A 20,656-nucleotide genomic window follows, 5' to 3' on the forward strand; every position below is an offset into this window, starting at 1 on the left:
ATGACGACGCAGACCCACGCCCTGCAGGGCGAATCCCTCGTGCTCGGATACGGCCGTGCCCGGGTGGTGCACGATGTCTCGCTGCGCCTCGCCCCCGGAAGGGTGACGGCTCTCATCGGCCCCAACGGCAGCGGCAAGTCGACCGTCCTGCGGGCGCTCGCCCGCCTGCACCGCATCGAGGCGGGGAGTGTGCGCATCGCCGGTGACGAGACGCGCGACGCCGCCGCCCTCTCGGCGAAGGAGTTCGCGAAGACCGTCGCGATGCTCTCGCAATCGCGGCCGCATCCCTCCGGCATCGAGGTCTCCGACGTCGTGGCGTACGGCCGTCACCCGCACCGGGGTCGCTTCTCCGGTGTCAGCGACGCCGACCGCACCGCCGTCGCGCGGGCGCTCGAGCTGACCGGACTCACCGCCATGGCTGCCCGCCCCGTCGACCAGCTCTCGGGCGGCGAACTGCAGCGCGTGTGGCTGGCGACCGCGCTGGCGCAGGAGACCGGCGTGCTGCTGCTCGACGAGCCGACGAACCACCTCGACCTGCGCTATCAGGTGGAGACGCTCGACCTGGTGCGCGAGCTCGCCGACGACCACGGCACCGCCCTCGGTGTCGTGCTGCACGACCTCGACCACGCGGCATCCGTCGCCGACGACGTCGTGCTGCTGCACGCGGGGCGAGTGCACGCGGCCGGCACTCCCGCCGAGGTGCTGACCGGTGAGAACCTCTCCGCCGTCTACGGCCTGCGCATCGACACCGAGATCGATGAGGAGACCGGCCTCGTGCGGGTGCTCCCGCGAGGTCGGCACCACCGCCGGCACCGCACCCCCGCGGCATCCTGAACCCCCTCACCCCTCCCGGAGGAAGAACCGAATGAAGAAGAAGCCCCTCGCCCTGATCGCCCTCGGTGGCGCGCTCGTGATGGCCCTCGCCGGCTGCGGAACGACCCAGGCCCCCGCCGCCTCCGACTCCGACGCCTCGGCCTCGACGAGCGCGGGTTGCGGCGACGACACCACCGCGACCTCGACCGGCGCCGTCTCCGTCACGGACGACCTCGGTCGCACGGTCGAGCTCGACAAGCCCGCCGAGCGGATCGCGGTGCTGGAGTGGCAGCAGATCGAGGATGCGCTGTCGCTGTGCATCACGCCGGTCGCGGTCGCCGACGCCGAGGGATACAGCACGTGGGTCACCGCGGAAGAGCTCCCGGAGGGCGTGACCGACGTCGGCACCCGGCAGGAGCCGAACCTGGAGACGCTGTTCGGCACCGAGCCCGACCTCGTGATCGTCGAGGTCAGCGCCGCGGACGACCCCATCGTCTCCCAGCTCGAGGCCTACGACGTGCCGGTGCTCGCGACCGTCGGTGCGGATGCCGCCGACCCCATCGCGAAGATGCTCGGAACGCTCGACCTCATCGCCCAGGTGACCGGACGCGAAGAGCGCGCTGCGGTGGTCGCCGACGAGTTCCAGGAGCACCTCGACGCGGCCTCGGCCGAACTCGCCGATCTGGATCTGCCCACGAAGGAGTTCGTGTTCTTCGACGGCTGGGTCGACGGCGGCAACGTCGCTCTGCGCCCGTTCGGCCAGGGCTCGCTGGTGGGTGAGATCGGCGAGAAGCTCGGTCTCGAGAACGCGTGGACCGGCGAGGTCGACCCCACCTACGGCCTCGGACAGACCGATGTCGAAGGCATGACCACGGTCGGCGACGCCAGCCTGTTCTACACGGGCACGGAGGACCCCGAGTCGGAGAGCTTCATCGACGCTCTGCAGGGCAACCCGGCCTGGACCTCGCTGCCCGCCGTCGCCGATGACCGCCTCACCGCGTTCCCCGCCGGGATCTGGACGTTCGGCGGACCGCGCTCGACCCAGCAGATCATCGACGGCTACGTCGAGGTGCTCTCGAAGTGACGGGAGCCCTTCGCCTCGACGACGCGGCGGCGACGACGAAGACGGCGCATCCGGTGCCCGTCGTCGCGCCCGACGAGGCGGAGGGACGCCGACCGCACGCTCTGCTCACGGGCATCGGGGCTCTCGCGGCCCTCGCCGTGGTGCTCTTCGCGGTGGCCTGCTGGCATCTCACCCAGGGCACGAGCGGTGCCGTCTTCGCCGACCCGGACGTGCTGTGGGGGTCGCGGGTTCCGCGTCTCGCTGCGGGCATCGCCGTGGGCGTGGCGCTGGGCGTGGCGGGCATCCTCCTCCAGTCGCTCGCTCGCAACGCCCTGGCCTCGCCGGACACCCTGGGCGTGACAGCCGGCTCGTACCTCGCGGTCACGGCGCTCGCGGCTTTCGGCATCGCGGTGCCGGTGTGGGCGTCGGGCGCCGTCGCGTTCGCCGGCGGCCTCTTCGCCGCGGGGATCGTGCTCGGACTCGCAGGCGGTGCGGGCTCGTCCACCACGCGGCTGATCCTCGCGGGGACGGCCCTCGCCCTCGCGTTCCAGGCCTGCACCTCGACCCTGCTCATCCTGTTCGACGAGGAGACGAAGGGTCTGCTCGCGTGGGGAAGCGGCAGCCTGTCCCAGCTCGGCCTGACCGCGTTCCTCCAGGCGGCCCCGGTCGTGGTCGTGGTGACCGGGGCGGCGCTGTTGCTGGCACGGCGGCTCGACATCCTGGCGCTCGGCGACGACACGGCATCGTCTTTGGGCGTGCCGATCCGCTCGACGCGGGCCATAGGCATCCTGCTCGCCGTCACGCTCACCGCGGTGTCGGTGACGCTCGCGGGGCCGATGGGTTTCGTCGGACTGTGCGCGCCCGTGCTCGCCCGCCTGCTGTCGCGCGTCGTGCCGAGCCTGAACCGCCATCTGCTCTTGATCCCCGCGGCCGGGTTGCTCGGCTCGATCGTCGTGATCCTCTCGGATGCTCTGCTGCGAGCGATCATCGGGGCCGAGGCGGCGATCCTCATCCCGACCGGAGTCGCGACGACACTCCTTGGAGCGATCGTGCTGGTGCTCATGGCACGGCGTCTGCGCGACGCCGGTCCCACACGGCAGCCTCCGCGGGTGCGGTTCGGAGTGCGTAGTCGACTGCGGTTCCGCATCGCCCTGGCCGTCGTGGTGCTCGGGGTGGTCGGGGTGCTGCTCCTCGGCCTGCTCGCCGGGCACACGTGGCTGCTGACCGGCGACATCGCGCTGTGGCTACAGGGCGAGGCGCCGCCGGCGATCGCCTTCGCGTTGGACGAACGCGCGCCGCGCATCGTGGCGGCGGTCGTCGCCGGTGGGGCGCTCGCGCTGTCCGGCACCATCATCCAGGGAGTGAGTCGGAACCCGCTGGCCGACCCGAGCATCCTCGGTGTCACGGGCGGCGCCGGACTCGGTGCCGTGCTCGTGATCACGAGCGCCGTCTCGTCCACTGCGGGCATGATCGCGGGTGCCATCACCGGGGCGCTGCTCGCCTTCGCCCTCGTCTATCTGCTGTCGTGGCGCGGCGGGTTGAACGCCGACCGGTTCCTGCTGATCGGCATCGGTGTCTCGTACTTCTCGGTGTCGCTCACGACGTTCTTCCTGCTGCGGTCGAACCCCTGGGACACCCCGAAGATCTACACCTGGCTTTCGGGCACGACGTACGGCCGGGTGTGGGATCAGGTGCTGCCCCTCGCGATCGTGCTGGCGATCGCGCTGCCGTTCGTGGTGATGAGCCGTCGCGAGCTCGACGTGCTGGCCCTCGATGAGGACACCCCGAGACTCGTCGGCATCCGCCTCGAGCCCGTGCGTCTGACGCTGCTGGTCGTGGCGGCGGTGCTCGCAGCGCTCAGCGTGACCGCGATCGGCGTGATCGGCTTCGTGGGACTCGTCGCCCCGCACGCGGCACGAGCGCTCGTCGGGGCCACGCACGCCAGGGTGATTCCCGTCGCCGTGCTGCTCGGAGGTCTGTTGGTGGGGGTCGCGGACACGATCGGGCGCACCGTCATCGCCCCCGCGCAACTTCCCGCTGGACTCGTGGTGGCGCTGATCGGAGCCCCGTACTTCGTCTGGCTGCTCTGGCGCTCGCGCGACGCGTAGGCCCGGCTTCGAATCGCGCAAATGGCCCCATTCCCTGACGGGATGAGGCCATTCGCGCGATTCGAACGGGGGTTACTTCTGGAGGAAGTCCTTCAGTGCCGCGTTGACCTCGTCGGCGTGGGTCCAGAGCAGACCGTGCGGGGCTCCCTCGACCTCGACGTAGTCGGCATCCGGCACCGCCTGGTGGAAACGGCGCGCGGTCGCGTCGATCGGGAGGATGTTGTCCTTCGTGCCGTGCAGGATCAGGGTGGGCTTGGCGGCGGCGCGCACGGCCTCGACGTCCCCACGGAAGTCCTCGATCCAGGACGAGACGACCGCGTAGGCGGCGACGGGGGCGCTGCCGATCGCGACGTTCCAGCTCCCGGTGACGGCCTGCTCGCTGATGCGCGAGCCCAGGTTCTCGTCGAGGTTGTAGAAGTTCTCGTAGAAGTCGGTGAACCACGCGAAGCGGTCGCCCTTGGCGGCGGCCTCGATGCCGTCGAAGACCTCCTGCGGCACGCCCTCGGGGTTGTCGTCGCGCTGCACGAGGAAGGGCTCGAGCGAGGCGAGGAAGGCGAGCTTCGCGACGCGGTCGTGGCCGTACGTGGCGACGTAGCGGGCGAGCTCTCCGGTGCCCATCGAGAAGCCGACGAGCACGACGTCACGCAGATCGAGGGTCTCGAGCACGGTGTTGAGGTCGGCGGCGAACGTGTCGTAGTCGTAGCCGACGTTGACCTTGGAGGATCCGCCGAAGCCGCGCCGATCGTAGGTGATGACCCGGTAGCCCTGGGCGAGCAGCTCGCGGGTCTGACGCTCCCAGCTGTGTCCGTCGAGCGGATACCCGTGGATCAGGACGACGGGCTGACCCGATCCCTGGTCTTCGTAGTAGAGCTCGATCGGGGTGCTGTTCTCGTTTCCGACGGTGATGTAGCCCATGATCCGGGTCCTTTCGGTTGAGAGGAGAACGGTCGTTCTCGCTCGATGTGTTCAATCTAGAGAACGTTCGTTCTCGTGTCAAGTAGACTTCTGGACATGACCGAAGACGAGGCCCGTGAACGCATCCTCACCGCGGCGGAGGAGCTCTACTACCGCAAGGGATACGCGGCGGTGGGCATGGATGAACTGCGTGCCGCGGCCGGAGTGTCGCTGCGCCGCCTCTATGCGCTGTTCCCCGCGAAGACCGACATCGTCGCCGCTGTCCTCGCCCGCAAGCACGCCCAGTGGGAGTCCGGCCTCTCGGGGGCCGTGACGGATGCCGGCGACGACCCGCGCGCGCGTCTCCTCGCGGTCTATGAATACCTCGAGAACTGGTTCTGCGCCGACGACTTCCGCGGCTGCGCGTTCATCAACGCGTTCGGCGAGCTCGGGGGCACGAACCCCGAGGTTGCGGAGATCGTGCGCACGCACAAGGCATCGTTCCAGGAGTACATGGCGGGCCTGGTCGCCGACACGGGTGCGCCTGCGGAGCTCGCTGCACAGCTGTCGATCCTCGCCGAGGGTGCGCAGAGCACGGCGGCGATCTCGAAGGATCCGTCGGTGGCGATGCAGGCGCGCGGCGCCGCGGAGGTCCTGATCGATGCGGCATTCGCCCGGGCCTGAGTGAGTGTTTCCCTAACCTGGTTAGCGAAACGCCGCCTCGGTGTCAACCCCGATGCGTGTCGGCTCACCGCGCCGTAGCGTCGTGACCATGGACTCACGTACGAAGGGCATCGGCCGGCAGACCCTGGTCATCGCGTCGGCGACGTTCATGCTGATCGCCGCCACCATCGGAGCGGGGGCGTTCGGCGGGGCATCCGTCGACGACCTGCAGGACGGAGCCCTCTCGGCACAGGGCTCCTACCTCGCTCCGGCAGGACCGGCGTTCTCGATCTGGTCGCTCATCTACCTCGGACTCATCGCCTACACGGTGTGGCAGGCGCTCCCGGCGCAGCGGCAGGATCCCCGTCAGCGGGCGGTCGGTGGATGGATCGCGGTGTCGATGGTGCTGAACGGGCTCTGGCTGGTGACCGCGAGGTACCTGACGCTGTGGCTCACGGTCGTCGTGATCGCGCTGCTGCTCGTCGTGCTCGCCCGCGTGATCGTGGTGCTCGGCCGCTTCCCGGCGCGCACCGTCGCGGATCGCATCCTCACCGACGGCGCGAACGGACTGCACTTCGGCTGGGTCACGATCGCCACCGTCGCGAACACCGCTGCCTGGCTCACCCAACTCGCTCCGGAGAGCTGGGCCGACGCCGCGGACGCCTGGGCCATCGCCGTGCTCGTGGTCGTCTTGGCGATCGGTGCCGCGGCGGCGTGGGCCACCGGCCGGATCGCTCCCGCCCTCGCGACGGCGTGGGGACTGGCCTGGCTCGCGGTCGGACGACTGACCGGGGAGCCGGAGAGCACCCCGACCGCCATCGCCGCGATCATCGTGGCCGTGCTGCTCGTGGTCACCGGTGTCGTCGCGGTGCTGCGCCGGGCACGCGCTGCGCACAACTCCTCAGAATCGTCGCGCTGAGCGCAGCGTGGGCCGATTTCCGGGTCGGTTCCGGCAGTTCCTGCTGAGTTGTGAACGACGCGCACAACTCAGGAAGGCCGCGCCGCATCGCCCCCGACGACGCCGACACCGTCCCCGGTCGCAGGTTCTTCCTGAGTCACGAACGGCGAGCCGGCGCACCCCGGCGCGGGCGACGGCTCAGAGCACGAGTCGGTAGCCCATCCCCGCCTCGGTGAGCAGATGCACCGGGGCGCCCGGCTCCCGTTCGAGCTTCTTGCGCAGTTGTGACATGTACAGCCGCAGATAACCGGAGTCGGAGACCTGCTCGCTGCCCCAGATCTCCTTCAACAGGTCCTGCCGGGTGACCAGGGCTCCCGGATGCCGCGACAGGTGCTCCAGCATCCGCCACTCGGTCGGGGTCAGGTGCACGCGTGTTCCGGCGCGGGTGACGGTCTTCGTGGCCAGGTCGACGACGACCTCACCGAAGGCCACGACGGATTCGCCGTTCGCGGGGGCCGATCGGCGGGACAGTGCGCGCAACCGGGCGAGGAGTTCATCGACCTGGAACGGCTTCGTGACGAAGTCGTCGGCGCCGGCGTCCAGCGCGTCGACCTTGTCGGCTGAACCGGTGCGTCCGGACACCACGACGATCGGCACGTTCGTCCACCCGCGCAGCGCCTGGATCACCTCGATGCCGTCGAGTCGGGGCATGCCGAGGTCGAGCATGATCAGGTCGGGGTGCGATTGCGCGGCGGCGGCGATCGCGGCGGCACCGTCGGCGGCCACGACGACTTCGTATCCGTGGGCGGCCAGTGTGATCCGCAGCGCCCGCACCATCTGCGGGTCGTCGTCGGCGATGAGGAGCTTCACTCCGTCCCCTCCGTGTCGGGAAGCCCTGCGCCGAGCGGCAGGGAGATGACCATGGTGAGGCCTCCACCAGGGGTGTCCTCCGGTGTCAGGGTACCGCCCATGCCCTCGGTGAACCCGCGGGAGAGGGCGAGTCCGAGTCCGAGTCCCGTCGTGTTGTCGGTGTCACCGAAGCGCTGGAACGGCTGGAAGATGCGGTCGCGCCGCTCGGGAGCGATACCTGCCCCGCGGTCGATCACGCGGATCTCGGCGCGGTCGCCGATCGTGCTGGTGGAGATGATCACGCGGCTGCCGTCCGGGGCATGACGGTGCGCGTTCGCGAGCACGTTCACCAGTACGCGCTGCAGCAGCACGGGATCGGCGAACACCGGCGGCAGGTCCGGGTCGAGGGCGAGCTCGACGTCTGCCGGTCCCAACCCGAGCTCGTCGACGGCGGCGAGCACGGTGCCGGCGGCATCCATCCGGGACGAGGAGACCGCGAGCACGCCGGCCTGCACGCGACTCACATCGAGCAGGTCGGTGACCAGCGCCGACAGCGTCGCGAGGCTCTCGTCGGCGGTGGCGAGCAGTTCTTCGCGATCGGTCGCCGACAGCCCGTGCGCACCGCGCAGGCCGCCGATCGCCGCGACCGCCGAGGCCAGCGGTCGCCGCAGGTCATGGCTCACGGCCGACAGCAGAGCGCTGCGCACCTGGTCGGTCTCGGCCAGGGCTTCGGCTTCGCTGGCGGTGGCGCGCAGGTCGGTGTGCTCGATCGCGGCGGAGAGTTGCGCGATGATCGCATCGAGCAGGCGTCGTTCCGGTCCGGCCAGAGGTTCGCCGTTCAACTCCAGCAGCGCCCGGGGGCCACCGCCTGGTCCGACGCCGATCGGCAGGGTCGTGGCGCGGCCGTCGGCCACCGGTTCGCCGTCGCTCGCCAGCACCTCGCCATCGGGGGAGAGCACCCGCACCCCGCTGAGTCCGAACGCCTCGCGGGTGCGGCTGACCAGCGCCAGCACCGCGTTGTCGCCCCGGAGCACATTGCCGGCGACCGCGGCGAGCAGCTCGGCCTCGGCGGCGGCGCGCTGAGCCGTGCGGGCTCGTCGTGCGGCCTGGTCGACGATGATGCTGACAAGGATCGCGATGACGACGTAGAGGGACAGCGCGAGCGCGTGCAGCGGGTGCGCGATCGTGATCGTGAACAGTGGTGCGACGAAGAGGAAGTCGAGCGTGATCCCGGAGAGCACCGCGGCGAACACGGCGGGACGGATGCCGCCGATCAGGGCGACCACGACGACGAGGAGCTGATAGGCGAGCACCTCGGCGGTGATCGATTCGGGGCTGCGGACCGTGAACATGACCCATGACAGGATCGGTCCGAAGACGAGCGCGATCGCGAAGCCCAGGAGCTGTCGGCGCCAGCCGAGCGCCCCGCCGGTGATACGCGGCAGAGCCTGGCGACCACCGGCAGCCGCGTGCGTCACGATGTGCACGTCGATGTCGCCGGATCGGCGGATGACCTCCGATCCGATGCCGGGGCCGGTGAGCGCGGCGGTGAGTCGACTGCGTCGGCTGACCCCGATCACCAGCTGTGTAGCGTCGGCCGCCTGCGCGAACTCGACCAGTGTGGACGGGATGTCGTCGCCGACCACCTGGTGATAGCTGCCGCCGAGCGACTCCACGAGAAGGCGCTGGGAGGCGAGCGCTCCGGGCGTCTCGTTGCGCAGACCGTCCTGTGCCGAGACATGTACGGCGAGCAGCTCGCCGCCGGCCGAGCGTGCTGCGATCCGTGCCCCGCGCCGGAGCAGGGTCTCGCCCTCCGGCCCGCCGGTGAGGGCGACCACGACACGCTCCCTGGCCTGCCAGTTGCCCTCGATCCCCTGTTCGGCGCGGTAGGTGCGCAGCGCGCTGTCGACCTCGTCGGCGAGCCAGAGCAACGCCAGCTCGCGCAGCGCGGTCAGGTTCCCCAACCGGAAGTAGTTCGACAGGGCGGCGTCGATCCGCTCGGCCGGATAGACCAGCCCGGCGGAGAGCCGATCGCGCAGCGATTGCGGCGCGAGGTCGACGACCTCGATCTCATCCGCGGCCCGGACGACGGCATCCGGGATCGTCTCCCGCTGCGCGATGCCGGTGATCTTCTCGACCACGGCGTTGAGCGACTCGATGTGCTGCACATTGACGGTGGTGACCACGTCGATGCCGGCGTCCAGCAGGTCGTCGACGTCCTGCCAGCGCTTCGGGTGCCGCGAGCCCGGGATGTTCGTGTGGGCGAGTTCATCGACCAGGGCGATCTCCGGGGCGCGCGCGAGAACGGCCTCGAGGTCGAGTTCGGTCAGGGCGACGCCTCGGTGCTCATCGACCCGGCGCGGTATTTCCGGCAGCCCGACGGTCTGCGCCTGGGTAGCGGCGCGATCGTGGGTTTCGACGATCGCGATGACGACGTCGTGACCCTCCTCGCGGAGGCGGCGGCCTTCGGCGAGCATCTCGAACGTCTTGCCGACGCCCGGGGCAGCGCCCAGGAGCACGCGGAGGCGTCCGCGTCGCGACTGCTCCGGAGCCGGACGCTGCGTCCGCTCTGCGCCCACTCGCCCTCCCGGTCGTCCGACGCGGATTCAGGTCGGCGACGTCGATGTGCTCCTCGCCGATGAATCCCCGATCCCGTCCTTGAATCCTAGACTGCACGAGGCGGCGCACCGGGTGCTCCCCTTCGCGCTGAAGTGCCCCTATGCTCACCAGGTGGGCACCAGAGAGTGGCGTATCGGCGCAGGGACGTGGGTCGTCGGCGGGCTCGTCGTCCTCGCCCTCGTCCTCGTGCTGACCGAATACCTCCCGCAGTCGGACGCCGATGCTCTCGGGCAGCGGATCGCACCGGTGCTGGGGTTCGTCGTCGCGATCACCGTCGTCGCCGAGCTCGCCCGTGACGCGGCGGTCTTCGATGTCGTCTCGCAGCGGCTCGCGCGCTGGGGGCGCGGGCGTGTGCTCCTCCTCTGGGCGCTCGTCGTGGTGCTCGCGGTGGTGAGCACGGTGTTCCTGTCCCTCGACACGACCGCCGTGATCGTCACGCCGGTCGTCATCGTGCTCGCGCAGAGCGTCGGCGTCTCCCCGCTCCCCTTCGCCCTGGCGACCGTGTGGCTGGCGAACACGGCTTCCCTCGCCCTGCCGGTGTCGAACCTGACCAACCTGCTCGCCGCACCCGCGATCGGCGACGGTCCCGCGGCGTTCATCGCCCTGAGCTGGGCGCCGACTCTGGTCGGCATCCTGGTGCCCGTCGTGATCCTGACCGTGGTGCACCGGCGCACCGTGTTCGCGGCGTACGAGACGCCGCCGCCCCGGCGCCCCGCCGACCCGATGCTGTTCTGGAGCGCTACCGGGATCCTCGTCGTGCTGATGCCGCTGCTGGTCGTCACGCACGACGTGTGGATCCCTGCCACGGCCGCGGCGCTCGCGCTCATCGTGCTGTTCGCGGTGCGGCGGCGCCGGGCGCTGCGGCTCGCGCTCGTGCCGTGGCAGGCGATCGCGCTCGCCGCAGCGCTGTTCGTGCTGGTCGAGGCCGCGCACGCGCAGGGCCTCCTCGACTTCCTGACGGCGCAGACCGCGAACGGCGACTCCCCCGGCGATCTGTTCCGGTTGGCCGCGCTCGGGGCCGTGAGCGCCAACGCGATCAACAACCTCCCTGCCTATCTCGTGCTCGAGCCCGTCGCCGCGGATCCGGTCGCCCTGATGGCCCTTCTGATCGGCGTCAACCTCGGCCCGCTGATCACGCCGTGGGCCTCGCTCGCGACGCTGCTGTGGCATCACCGCATCACGGCGCTCGGAGTCACGATCCGCTGGCGCGGGTACATGCTGTGGGGCGTGGTCGCCGCCGTGCCGACCGTGCTGGTGGCCGTTCTCGTCCTGTTCCTCGTCTCGGGCTAGACGCCCCGCTCCGGCGGCCACTCCTCGGCGAGCAGTCCGTAGTTCATGCCGTCGAACCACTCGCCCGAGCGGTGCAGCGCCGTCTTCCGGCTGAACTCCTCGCGGCGCATCCCCAGGCGTTCCATCACGCGCCAGGAGGGCTCGTTGTCGGCGAAGCACCCGGCGTGCACGCGGCGCAGCCCCAGTGCGCCGAAGCACACATCGATCACCGCCCGGATCGCCTCGGTCGCATAGCCGTGGCCGGTGTACGCGGGGTCGAGCACCCAGCCGAGCTCCGCCTCGACGCCCTTCGCCTCGGCCTCGACTTCGGCCTGGGCCCAGCCATCGCCGAGTTGCACCATGATGTCGCCGATCGGCGTCGGGGCGGCGCCTTCGTGCGCGGGCAGCAGCTCCACGAGGTACAGCGATGCCAGGCGCTCCGGAGCGAGATACCGTTCACGGAACGCATCCCGCGTGTCGGGCGCGGCCCCGAGCCACCGGTTCACCTCGGGGAGCCGCCGCCACTGCCACATCACATCGACGTCGGCGGGCGTGCAGGGGCGCACCTGAAGTCGGTCTGTCCGTGCAGGCCACGGCTCGGGGGTTCGCGTCTCGGTCATCGCTCCACCCTAGGGTCGACCGGCGACACGCTCAGGACGCCTCCCCGCCGACCCGGCGCATCTCCGTCGCGAGCGCGCTGTTGGTTGCGGCGAAGTGCGCGGTGATGTTCTCGCGCACCTCGGGCGACTTGTTCTGGCTGAGCTTGGCGCGGGCATCGAAGCGGGTGACCCGCATCCTCAGGCCGACGGTCCCTCTGGCGGCTCGGCGGGTGCCCTCCTCGTCCTCCGACAGATGCCGACCGTGCTGCTGGTGGTTCTCGAAGTGGTCGGTCAGGCGGCTGAGCATGGCGTAGTTCTCCTCTTCGTCGAGGATCTCGGGAACGCCGTAGAGGTGCGCCGTGACATGGTTCCACGTGGGCACGAGGTCGCCCGGTGTGTACAGGCTCGGCGACACGTAGTCGTGCGGACCCTGGATGATCACGAGCACTTCGTGTTGGCCGAGTTCGTGGAGGCGCTCGTCCGGCCGTCCGGAATGGCTGGCGAACACGATGTCATCCTCGTTCTCCACCAGCAGCACGGGATAGTGCGAGGCCACGAGACCGCCGCCGGCGGGGGAGACGAACGTCGCCCACGGGTTGCCGCGGATCAAGCGCTTGACCTCGTCGGGATCGGTCATCAGGTACCGGGGTGTGTGACGCATCAGGAGTCCTTTCCTTGGGGCGCGCTCGGTCGGTGGGTGATCAGTCGCGTACGCACGGCGAGGGCGGCGCAGGCGATCACCGCGAGCCCGCCGATGGCGGTGGCCCAGCCGATCTGCTCGTGCAGCAGGAGCGCCGCCCAGGCGATGCCCATCACGGGTTGGACGAGCTGGATCTGGCTCACCTGTGCCATCGGACCGATCGCGAGCCCGCGGTACCAGGCGAAGAAGCCGAGGAACATGCTCACCGCGGCGAGGTAGGCGAAGGCGAGCCAGTGCACCGGTGTCGCGGCCGGAGGCTGCTGAAGGGCCGACACCACCGTCAGCGCCGCCATCAGCGGAGCGGCGACGATCAGCGCCCACGACACGGTCTGCCAGGAGCCGAGTTCACGGGCGAGCAGGCCGCCCTCCGCATAGCCGATCGCGGCGGCGATGACAGCCCCGAACAGCAGGAGGTCGGCAGCGCTGAGGGAGTCGAGCCCGTCGTTCTGCAATGCGGCGAACACGATCGCGGCGACGGCGCCGAGGCTCGCGAAGATCCAGAAGGATCGGGTGGGTCGTTCGCGGGTGCGGAGCACGACAGCGACAGCGGTCGCCGCGGGGAGCACGCCGATCACGACCGCACCGTGGCTGGCGGGGGTCGTGGTCATCGCGAACGAGGTCAGGACGGGGAACCCGGCAACAACCCCACCGGCGACGATCGCGAGGCGGCCCCACTGCGTCGTCGTGGGACGTCGCTGGCGCGTCACGGCCAGGGCGATTCCGGCGAGGAGGGCGGCGACGACCGCGCGCCCGGCGCCGACGAACAGCGGTGAGAGCCCGTCGATCGCGATGCGCGTGAGCGGAAGGGTGAAGGAGAAGGCGAGGACGCCGAGAAGACCCCACCGGACGCCGGCAGGAATTGATAGCACTGTCTCTCGCGGAGCGATAACGCTACTGTCTACTTTCATGAATCAGGATAGCAGTGACCGCATCGTCGCCGGGGTGCGCGCGTGGATCTCCTCCGCATCTCCGGGTGCACAGGTGCCGTCGAACCGTGCGCTCATGGCCGAGTACGGGGCCGGCCCGGTGACCGTGCAGAAGGCGATGCAGCAACTCGCGCGGCTCGGTCTGGTCGAGTCTCGCCCGGGCGCGGGGACGTTCGTCCGCGCCGCGCCCACCGTTCGCACGGTCGACTACAGCTGGCAGACTGCCGCCCTCGGCGCCACGCCGGCCGGACTCGCGGGCCTCTCGTCGACGCAACGCACGGTCGCGCCCGATGCGATCGGACTGCACTCGGGATACCCCGCGGTCGACCTGCTGCCGCAGCGGCTCGTGCGACAGGCGCTGATCCGTGCCGCCCGATCGGACGCGGCGCTGACCCGTTCACCCGCAGCGGGCCTCCCCGAGCTGCAGGCGTGGTTCGCCGGTGAACTCGCGTCCGCCGCCCCGGTGGGGATCACACCCGCCTCGGCGCGGGACGCCCTGATCATCTCGGGCAGCCAGAGCGGGTTGAGCTCGATCTTCCGTGCCGTCGTGGGGGTCGGGCAGCCGCTGCTGATCGAGTCGCCGACGTACTGGGGTGCGATGCTCGCCGCCGCGCAGGCCGGCGTGGTCCTGGTGCCGATCCCGTCCGGTCCGCATGGGCCCGATCCGGACGACGTCGAGCGGGCGTTCGCGCAGACCGGCGCGCGGGCGTTCTACGCGCAGCCGACGTTCGCGAACCCGACCGGAGCGCAGTGGCCTGTCGCGACGGGAGAGGCCGTGCTCGACACGGTCCGCCGTCACCGGGCGTTCCTGATCGAGGACGACTGGGCGCACGACCTGGGGATCGACGCCGCTCCGAGGCCGATCGCCGCGTCGGATGAGGACGGTCACGTGGTCTATCTGCGCTCGCTCACGAAGAGCGCCTCACCGGCCCTGCGCGTCGCGGCCGCGATCGTCCGAGGGCCTGCGCGTGATCGGATCCTCGCGGACCGCGCCGCCGAGTCGATGTACGTGAGCGGTGTGCTCCAGACCGCGGCCCTCGATGTGGTGAGCCAGCCCGCCTGGCGCACGCACCTGCGCGGATTCCGCGAGCACCTGCGCGCGCGGCGCGATCTGCTCGTCTCGAGTCTCGCCGCGCACGCGCCTTCCGCGCAGGTCGAGGGCGTTCCGGCCGGTGGGCTCAACCTGTGGGTGCGACTGCCCGAGGGGACGGATGTCGGGCAGGTCGTCCGCGAGTGCGAGGTGCGCGGAGTCATCATCGCGCCGGGATCCGAGTGGTTCCCGGCCGAGCCCTCGGGGTCCTACGTGCGCCTCAACTACGCGAACGCCGATCCAGCGCGCTTCGCCGAGGCCGCCGGCGTCCTGGGTGCCGTGCTCGAGGGGATCTGACTCGAAGGCCCCGTCGCCGCCCGCGACTACTCCTGCGGCGGGCCGGCGGGCCGGTGTGCGCGCCGACCGTTGACGACCACGGGGCGCCCCGCGCGCTCCTGACCCGGCAGCGGGCGGGAGCGGCGGCCGTAGATGAGCTCCGACGAGTCGAGCAGCCAGGGCACGAGCGTGATCGACACGCCGTGCACGAGCATCAGCTGGTTGGCGAGGCGGCGGGCCCGACGGTTGTGCAGGAACGACTCCCACCAGTGTCCGACGATGTACTGCGGCAGGTACACGGTCACCACCGAGGAGCCGTGCTTCTCCCGGTACTGCTTGATGAACTGGGTCACCGGCTGCGCGAACGACCGGTACGGCGACTCGACGATCACGAGCGGGATCGGCACGAGATGGTCGGCCCACTCCTGCTGGAGCTGGGCCGCGTCGTCGGACGCCACGGCCACGTGCACCGCCAGGGTCTTGCCGTGCTTGGCCGCGATCGCGTAGTCGATGGCCTTCACGACGGGCTTCTGCAGCCGGTTGACGAGGACGATCGCGAGGTCGCCGGTCGCCCCGAACTTGGTCGTGTCGTCGATCGCGATCTCGTGCTCGACGTCGCGGTAGTACCGCTTCACGCCCAGCATCAGGAAGGCCAGGACCGGGATCGCGAAGAACACCAGGTACGCGCCGTGCGTGAACTTGGTGATCGTCACGATGACCAGCACGAGCACGGTCATCGCGGCGCCGGTCGAGTTGATGATGAGTCCGACCTTGGCCGAGCGGCGATCCGATGCCGAGGCCCCGTCGATCCCGGAACCGGCCCTGTTCTCCACCGGCCCCCGGAGCACGCGTCGCCAGTGCCTGACCATGCCGATCTGTCCGAGCGAGAACGAGACGAACACCCCGATGATGTAGAGCTGGATGAGGGTCGTCAGCCGCGCCTGGAACACCACGAGAACGGCGATCGCGGCGATGCCGAGCAGGATCATGCCGTTCGAGAACACCAGGCGGTCACCGCGGGTGTTGAGCGATTTGGGGGCGTATCCGTCACGGGCCAGCACCGCGCCCAGCAGGGGGAAGCCGTTGAACGCGGTGTTCGCGGCGAGCAGCAGCACGCACGCGGTCGCCGCCTGCACGATGAAGAACGCGATGCTGCCGCCGCCGAACGTCGCCGCGGCGATCTGCGCCATCAGGCTCGGCTGGGGGGTCGAGCAGTCGAAGCCGATCAGGTCGCAGGGGTTCTCGGCATAGTGCACCCCGGCGATCAGGGCGAGAGCGGTCAGGCCGGCGAACAGGCAGATGGCGATCGACCCCATCAGCACGAGGGTCGACTGGGCGTTGCGCACCTTGGGAGCCCGGAACGCCGGGACACCGTTCGACACCGCCTCGACGCCGGTGAGGGCGGAGCATCCGCTGGAGAACGCACGGAGGATCAGCAGGATCACCGCGGCCTGACCGAGGTTCTCGGCCTGCACGGAGAAGTCGTGGCTCGAGGCCACCGGCGCATCGCCCAGGAACGTCCGGATCAGCCCGGTCGCGATCATGATGCCGACCGAGCCGATGAACACGTACGTGGGGATGGCGAACACGAGCGACGCCTCACGCACGCCGCGCAGGTTCACGATGATGATGAGGATCACGAAGCCGACCGCGAGCTCGACGCGGAGCGGGTCGAGGCCGGGCGCGGCGGAGATGATGTTGTCGACACCGGAGGCGACCGACACGGCCACGGTCAGCACGTAGTCGACCAGGAGGGCCGCGGCGACGATCACACCGGGGATCTCGCCGAGGTTCTTCGACGCGACCTCGTAGTCGCCGCCGCCAGAGGGGTAGGCCTTGATCAACTGTCGGTAGCTCAGGACGACGACGACCAGCAGCACCACGACCGCGATCGCGACCAGCGGCGTGAAGGAGAGGAACGTCAGTCCACCGATCAGCAGGATCATCACGAGTTCCTGCGGTGCGTAGGCCACCGAGCTCAACGCGTCGGACGCGAAGATCGGCAGTGCCATCCGCTTCGGGAGCAGTTGATCATCGACCTGCTGGCTCGTCAGCGGTTCGCCGATGAGGATGCGCTTGGCGAGCGGCGGAGTGTCCGCGCCCTCCCTGTTTTCGTCTGACACGTCGGGCGACACTACGCCTGCCGATGTCATCCTCCTGCGATCCTCACGGAATCCCTACGGCCGGACGTGCTGTCCTCACGGAATCCTTACGGCCGCGGTTACACTGGCACGCGGTGGAAGATCAGGTGCGGCTCGGAGTCATCGCGATCGCGATCGGGCTGGCGTTCGGCGTCGTCCTGTTCGTGCCCTTCGTCGCGGTCAGCTACCGTCGTCGCGGGCGGCTCGGTGTCGGGCGCGCGCTGCTCTGGCTCTCGGCCCTGATCTACTTCTGGGCGATCTGGACGTACACGCTTCTCCCGCTGCCCGACCCCGACACGATCCGCTGCGTGGGGGCGATCACGGATCCGATGTCTGTCGTGCGCGATGTGCAGAAGGCGTTCGCGGCACCGGGCAATCCGCTGCGGCAGCCCGCCCTTCTGCAGCTGGTCTTCAACGTGCTGCTGTTCTTGCCGCTCGGTTTCTTCGTGCGGGTGATCGCCGGTCGTGGTGTGCTCGCGGCGTTCGCCGCCGGATTCGGTCTGTCCTTGCTGGTCGAGACCACCCAACTCACCGGTGTATGGGGCATATACCCCTGCGCATACCGCTTCTTCGACGTCGGTGACCTCATGACGAACACCCTCGGCGCGGTCGTGGGCTGCATGCTGGCGCTCGTCGTGCCGCGGAATCTGCGGGGCGCGAAAGCGAGTCCGGACGCCGACCTTCCGCGTCCGGTCACCCGTGGTCGACGGGCCCTCGCGATGCTGTGCGATGCCCTCGCGTACAGCTTCCTGAGCACCGCCATCGGCGTGACGGTGCAGGTGTGGCTGGAGTACGTCGTGCGTGACAGGGCGGCCGTGATCGACGGGTCGATCTCCTCCGCCGCCGGAGCCGTCGTCCCCGCCGGCCTGTTCCTGGTGCTGATCCTGTCGACCGGACGCTCGGTCGGCGACTTCGCCGTGCAGCTGCGCTACACGGGCTCGCGGCTGCCCGCGCCGATCGCCCGCCTCCTGCGCTGGGCTGGAGGTATCGCCGGCCTCAGTGCGCTCGCCCTGGGCGGCAACCTTTTCGACCTCGCCTCCTCGATCCTGATCCTCGTCGCGATCGTGCTGCTGTTCACCACACGCCTCGGGCGCGGGCTCCCCGGTGTGCTCTCCGGCCAGCGCCTCGTCGACGCCCGCGCGGACATCGAGGATCCACAGCCGTTTCCGATCACGAACGCGTAACGTCGGGAGCATGACGACCGTTCACGTCACCGAGGACACGATCAACCAGGCTCGCGAGCTGCGCGACGAGCTGCAGCGTTTCCTGCGCGAGTACGAGTTCGGGATGCGTGAGGTCGAGACGAAGATCTCCATCCTCCGTGACGAGTTCACGCACGACCATGCGTACAACCCGATCGAGCACGTGAAGAGCCGTCTCAAGTCGCCCGACAGCATCGTCGAGAAGCTCGCCCGCAAGGGGATCGACGAGCCGGACTTCGACCGGATCCGCGCGGAGATCACCGACATCGCGGGTGTGCGGGTCACCTGCAGCTTCGTCGCCGACGTGTACCGCCTGTTCGACCTGCTCACCGCGCAGGACGACATCACCGTGCGCACGGTCAAGGACTACATCGCGCAGCCGAAGGCCAACGGCTACAAGAGTCTGCACGCGATCATCGAGGTGCCGGTGTTCCTGTCGACCGGCGCGTTGTCGGTTCCGGTCGAGGTGCAGTTCCGCACGATAGCGATGGACTTCTGGGCGAGCCTCGAGCACAAGATCTACTACAAGTTCTCGAACCAGGTGCCCTCGCACCTCGTCGACAGCCTGTCCGATGCCGCCGATGCCGCCGCCGAGCTCGACAGCCGGATGGAGCGTCTGCACCGGGAGGCGCACGGGGTGCCGCAGCGCCGGCTCGCTCCGCCGCCCCCGCCCGTCGTCCCCGTCTGACCTCCGCCCGGTCTGACCTCCTCCCGGGGACGTTCACAACTCCGGAAGATCGGAGTGCCAGGTGAACGGCTCGCCCGTCATACCGCGCCTGACGCGTTCCTCTCCTGCCGTTTTTGCGGAGTTATGAACGGGTCCGCGCGACGTCTTCCGCAGATCGTCAGATCCGATCGCGCCTCCGCTCCGAACAACGGGGGATGACGCCGGCGACCGGTGGAACAGGAGACGATCATGGTGCAACGCCGCAGCGGCAAGAGGTTCTTCGTCTGGGCCGCCCTCGCGGGCGTGATCGGGGGTGGCGTCTTCCTCGCCACGGCGGAGGTGTTCGCGCTTCTGTTCGCGCGCACCGCCAGCCCGATCCTCGCGGTCGGCGGCTTCGTGATCGACATCGTGCCCCAGCCCTTCAAGGAGTTCGCGATCGCCACCTTCGGCGAGTACGACAAGATCGCCCTGCTGGCGGGGCTCGGTCTGGCCGTCCTCATCGCCTCGGCGATCGCCGGGATCTTGCAGTTCGTGCGTCCGCCGCTCGGCGTGATCGCGCTGGTGATCGCGGGCGTGCTCTCGACCGCGGCGATCGTCACCCGCGCGGGCGTCGCGCCCCTCGCGTTCCTGCCCCCGGTCCTCGGCACCGTCGCGGGATCGATCATCCTCGTGCTCCTGTGCCGCCGTCTGCGCGGGTGGAGAGACTCATTCGCAGGCGCCAGCGAGGACGACCGGGCTATGGCGACCACGGATGATCCCCCGACCGATCTCGCCGAAGGAGAGTCCGCCCGGCCCGGGATCGACCGTCGTCGGTTCTTCCTCCTCGCTGCCGTCGCCGGTGCGTCCGCGCTCGTCGTGGGAATCACCGCCCGCACGGTGAGCATGGCCGTGTCCTCGGTCGAAGCCGTCCGCAGTGCGCTCAAGCTCCCCTCTCCGAAGACCACGGTCACGGTGCCGCAGGGCGCGGAGCTGGACATCCCCGGACTCAGCAAGCTGTTCACCCCGAACAAGGACTTCTACCGGGTCGACACGGCCCTCACGGTTCCCTCGATCGACCCGGACACCTGGCGCCTGGTGATCGACGGCATGGTCGACCAGCGTGTGGAGATGAGCTTCCAGGACATCCTCGACATGGGTCTCGACGAGTATGCGATCACGCTCACGTGCGTGTCGAACGAGGTCGGCGGCGAACTCGTCGGCAACGCGAAGTGGCTGGGCGTGCCGTTGCGCGACGTGCTCAAGAAGGCGGGCGTCAAGTCCGGTGCCGACATGGTGCTCTCGCGCAGCGTCGACGGTTACACGGCGAGCACGCCGCTGTCGGCACTCACCGATGATGACCTCGACGCGATCCTGGCGGTCGGGATGAACGGCGAGCCGCTGCCGCTCGAACACGGTTTCCCCGTGCGGATGGTCGTGCCGGGACTCTACGGCTACGTGTCGGCGACCAAGTGGCTCACCGAACTCAAGGTCACGACGTTCGCCGAGGACGAGGCGTACTGGACACCGCGCGGTTACAGCGCCGAGGCGCCGATCAAGTTCTCCTCCCGCGTCGACACCCCCAAGATCGGCGAGGCGGTGGATGCGGGGAAGATCCCGATCGCAGGCGTCGCCTGGGCGCAGTCGGTCGGCATCGAGCGCGTGGAGGTGAGCATCGACGACGGCGACTGGGTTGCGGCCACGCTGTCGACGCCGATCAACGATGACACCTGGGTGCAGTGGTTCATGGAATGGGATGCCACCCCGGGGACGCACTACGTCGCCGTGCGCGCCGTGAACAAGAACGGTGACCTGCAGATCCAGGAGCGCGCACCCATCGCGCCGAACGGATCGTCGGGCTGGCAGCGTTCGCTCGTCCGCGTCACCTGATACCGGTGCACGG

17 protein-coding genes are annotated in these 20,656 nt (G+C 69.8%); 10 read left to right on the top strand and 7 right to left on the bottom strand.

Features of this window, described 5'->3' with window-relative positions; all coding sequences use genetic code 11:
- Genes LRQ07_RS01535 through LRQ07_RS01545 form a run of 3 tightly spaced genes read left to right on the top strand, consistent with a single transcriptional unit; the run spans position 1 to position 3,984 of the window.
- Positions 1 to 834, top strand: a complete 834-nt coding sequence (locus tag LRQ07_RS01535; RefSeq protein WP_256535633.1) for an ABC transporter ATP-binding protein — start codon at positions 1 to 3, stop codon at positions 832 to 834.
- 31 nt (positions 835 to 865) lie between these two features.
- Entirely contained in the window at positions 866 to 1,897 is a 1,032-nt protein-coding gene (locus LRQ07_RS01540) for an iron-siderophore ABC transporter substrate-binding protein (protein ID WP_256535634.1), read from the top strand.
- Complete coding sequence (locus tag LRQ07_RS01545; protein WP_256535635.1) at positions 1,894 to 3,984, top strand: iron ABC transporter permease; 2,091 nt, start codon at positions 1,894 to 1,896, stop codon at positions 3,982 to 3,984. The genes LRQ07_RS01540 and LRQ07_RS01545 overlap by 4 nt, the downstream gene beginning before the upstream one ends.
- Positions 3,985 to 4,056: 72 nt before the next feature.
- Here the strand turns inward: LRQ07_RS01545 and LRQ07_RS01550 are convergent, their stop codons facing one another.
- Positions 4,057 to 4,899 (bottom strand): alpha/beta fold hydrolase, encoded by an 843-nt coding sequence (locus LRQ07_RS01550; RefSeq protein WP_134352788.1) that lies wholly within the window; start codon positions 4,897 to 4,899, stop codon positions 4,057 to 4,059.
- A 96-nt stretch (positions 4,900 to 4,995) separates the two neighbouring features.
- Here LRQ07_RS01550 and LRQ07_RS01555 point away from each other — a divergent pair, with 96 nt between their 5' ends.
- Positions 4,996 to 5,562, top strand: a complete 567-nt coding sequence (locus LRQ07_RS01555; protein ID WP_256535636.1) for a TetR/AcrR family transcriptional regulator — start codon at positions 4,996 to 4,998, stop codon at positions 5,560 to 5,562.
- Positions 5,563 to 5,650: 88 nt separating this feature from the next.
- Complete coding sequence (locus LRQ07_RS01560; RefSeq protein ID WP_256535637.1) at positions 5,651 to 6,460, top strand: tryptophan-rich sensory protein; 810 nt, start codon at positions 5,651 to 5,653, stop codon at positions 6,458 to 6,460.
- A gap of 177 nt (positions 6,461 to 6,637) precedes the next feature.
- Here the strand turns inward: LRQ07_RS01560 and LRQ07_RS01565 are convergent, their stop codons facing one another.
- Together LRQ07_RS01565 and LRQ07_RS01570 are read right to left on the bottom strand one after the other, a co-directional pair.
- The gene (locus LRQ07_RS01565; RefSeq protein WP_256535638.1) at positions 6,638 to 7,309 is read right to left on the bottom strand and encodes a response regulator; all 672 of its coding nucleotides are present in this window, start codon (positions 7,307 to 7,309) and stop codon (positions 6,638 to 6,640) included.
- A complete protein-coding gene (locus LRQ07_RS01570) occupies positions 7,306 to 9,765 on the bottom strand; it encodes an ATP-binding protein (RefSeq protein WP_413775542.1) in 2,460 nt (819 codons plus the stop codon). The genes LRQ07_RS01565 and LRQ07_RS01570 overlap by 4 nt, the downstream gene beginning before the upstream one ends.
- Before the next feature lie 253 nt (positions 9,766 to 10,018).
- Here LRQ07_RS01570 and LRQ07_RS01575 point away from each other — a divergent pair, with 253 nt between their 5' ends.
- Positions 10,019 to 11,197, top strand: coding sequence for an SLC13 family permease (locus tag LRQ07_RS01575; RefSeq protein WP_256535640.1), 1,179 nt, complete (start codon positions 10,019 to 10,021; stop codon positions 11,195 to 11,197).
- Here the strand turns inward: LRQ07_RS01575 and LRQ07_RS01580 are convergent.
- The 3 genes from LRQ07_RS01580 to LRQ07_RS01590 are packed head-to-tail and all read right to left on the bottom strand — an operon-like array spanning position 11,194 to position 13,383.
- Positions 11,194 to 11,796, bottom strand: a complete 603-nt coding sequence (locus LRQ07_RS01580) for a GNAT family N-acetyltransferase (RefSeq protein WP_256535641.1) — start codon at positions 11,794 to 11,796, stop codon at positions 11,194 to 11,196. The two genes, LRQ07_RS01575 and LRQ07_RS01580, sit on opposite strands and share 4 nt — an antisense overlap.
- A gap of 31 nt (positions 11,797 to 11,827) precedes the next feature.
- Positions 11,828 to 12,436: an FMN-binding negative transcriptional regulator gene (locus LRQ07_RS01585; RefSeq protein ID WP_256535642.1), complete on the bottom strand. Its 609-nt coding sequence runs from the start codon at positions 12,434 to 12,436 to the stop codon at positions 11,828 to 11,830.
- Positions 12,436 to 13,383 carry a DMT family transporter gene (locus tag LRQ07_RS01590; protein WP_153243416.1) on the bottom strand — a complete coding sequence of 316 codons (948 nt, stop codon included), beginning with the start codon at positions 13,381 to 13,383 and terminating at the stop codon, positions 12,436 to 12,438. The genes LRQ07_RS01585 and LRQ07_RS01590 overlap by 1 nt, the downstream gene beginning before the upstream one ends.
- Here LRQ07_RS01590 and LRQ07_RS01595 point away from each other — a divergent pair.
- Entirely contained in the window at positions 13,382 to 14,788 is a 1,407-nt protein-coding gene (locus LRQ07_RS01595) for a PLP-dependent aminotransferase family protein (RefSeq protein WP_256535643.1), read from the top strand. The genes LRQ07_RS01590 and LRQ07_RS01595 overlap by 2 nt on opposite strands.
- A 26-nt stretch (positions 14,789 to 14,814) precedes the next feature.
- On the opposite strand, the gene LRQ07_RS01600 is transcribed toward LRQ07_RS01595, so the two are convergent.
- Entirely contained in the window at positions 14,815 to 16,902 is a 2,088-nt protein-coding gene (locus tag LRQ07_RS01600; RefSeq protein ID WP_134353935.1) for an APC family permease, read from the bottom strand.
- A 101-nt stretch (positions 16,903 to 17,003) separates the two neighbouring features.
- Between LRQ07_RS01600 and LRQ07_RS01605 the strand changes: the two genes are divergently transcribed.
- The 3 genes from LRQ07_RS01605 to LRQ07_RS01615 all read left to right on the top strand — a co-directional run bounded on the left by LRQ07_RS01605 (position 17,004) and on the right by LRQ07_RS01615 (position 20,643).
- Positions 17,004 to 18,092, top strand: coding sequence for a VanZ family protein (locus LRQ07_RS01605; RefSeq protein ID WP_256535644.1), 1,089 nt, complete (start codon positions 17,004 to 17,006; stop codon positions 18,090 to 18,092).
- A 10-nt stretch (positions 18,093 to 18,102) separates the two neighbouring features.
- Positions 18,103 to 18,798, top strand: a complete 696-nt coding sequence (locus LRQ07_RS01610) for a GTP pyrophosphokinase family protein (RefSeq protein ID WP_047522937.1) — start codon at positions 18,103 to 18,105, stop codon at positions 18,796 to 18,798.
- Between the two features lie 228 nt (positions 18,799 to 19,026).
- Positions 19,027 to 20,643, top strand: a complete 1,617-nt coding sequence (locus tag LRQ07_RS01615; RefSeq protein ID WP_232762792.1) for a molybdopterin-dependent oxidoreductase — start codon at positions 19,027 to 19,029, stop codon at positions 20,641 to 20,643.
- Positions 20,644 to 20,656 lie beyond the last annotated feature (13 nt).

It is taken from the genome of Microbacterium sp. J1-1 (assembly GCF_024498615.1).
In the GTDB taxonomy this organism is placed as follows: Bacteria; Actinomycetota; Actinomycetes; order Actinomycetales; family Microbacteriaceae; genus Microbacterium; species Microbacterium aurugineum.

Coding starts and splice junctions, on each gene's coding strand:
- LRQ07_RS01535 (WP_256535633.1), top strand. CDS start 1: ATGACGACGCAGACCCACGCCCTGCAGGGCGAATCCCTCGTGCTCGGA.
- LRQ07_RS01540 (WP_256535634.1), top strand. CDS start 866: ATGAAGAAGAAGCCCCTCGCCCTGATCGCCCTCGGTGGCGCGCTCGTG.
- LRQ07_RS01550 (WP_134352788.1), bottom strand. CDS start 4,899: ATGGGCTACATCACCGTCGGAAACGAGAACAGCACCCCGATCGAGCTC.
- LRQ07_RS01555 (WP_256535636.1), top strand. CDS start 4,996: ATGACCGAAGACGAGGCCCGTGAACGCATCCTCACCGCGGCGGAGGAG.
- LRQ07_RS01560 (WP_256535637.1), top strand. CDS start 5,651: ATGGACTCACGTACGAAGGGCATCGGCCGGCAGACCCTGGTCATCGCG.
- LRQ07_RS01570 (WP_413775542.1), bottom strand. CDS start 9,765: ATGCTCGCCGAAGGCCGCCGCCTCCGCGAGGAGGGTCACGACGTCGTC.
- LRQ07_RS01580 (WP_256535641.1), bottom strand. CDS start 11,796: ATGACCGAGACGCGAACCCCCGAGCCGTGGCCTGCACGGACAGACCGA.
- LRQ07_RS01585 (WP_256535642.1), bottom strand. CDS start 12,436: ATGCGTCACACACCCCGGTACCTGATGACCGATCCCGACGAGGTCAAG.
- LRQ07_RS01595 (WP_256535643.1), top strand. CDS start 13,382: ATGAATCAGGATAGCAGTGACCGCATCGTCGCCGGGGTGCGCGCGTGG.
- LRQ07_RS01590 (WP_153243416.1), bottom strand. CDS start 13,383: ATGAAAGTAGACAGTAGCGTTATCGCTCCGCGAGAGACAGTGCTATCA.
- LRQ07_RS01610 (WP_047522937.1), top strand. CDS start 18,103: ATGACGACCGTTCACGTCACCGAGGACACGATCAACCAGGCTCGCGAG.
- LRQ07_RS01615 (WP_232762792.1), top strand. CDS start 19,027: ATGGTGCAACGCCGCAGCGGCAAGAGGTTCTTCGTCTGGGCCGCCCTC.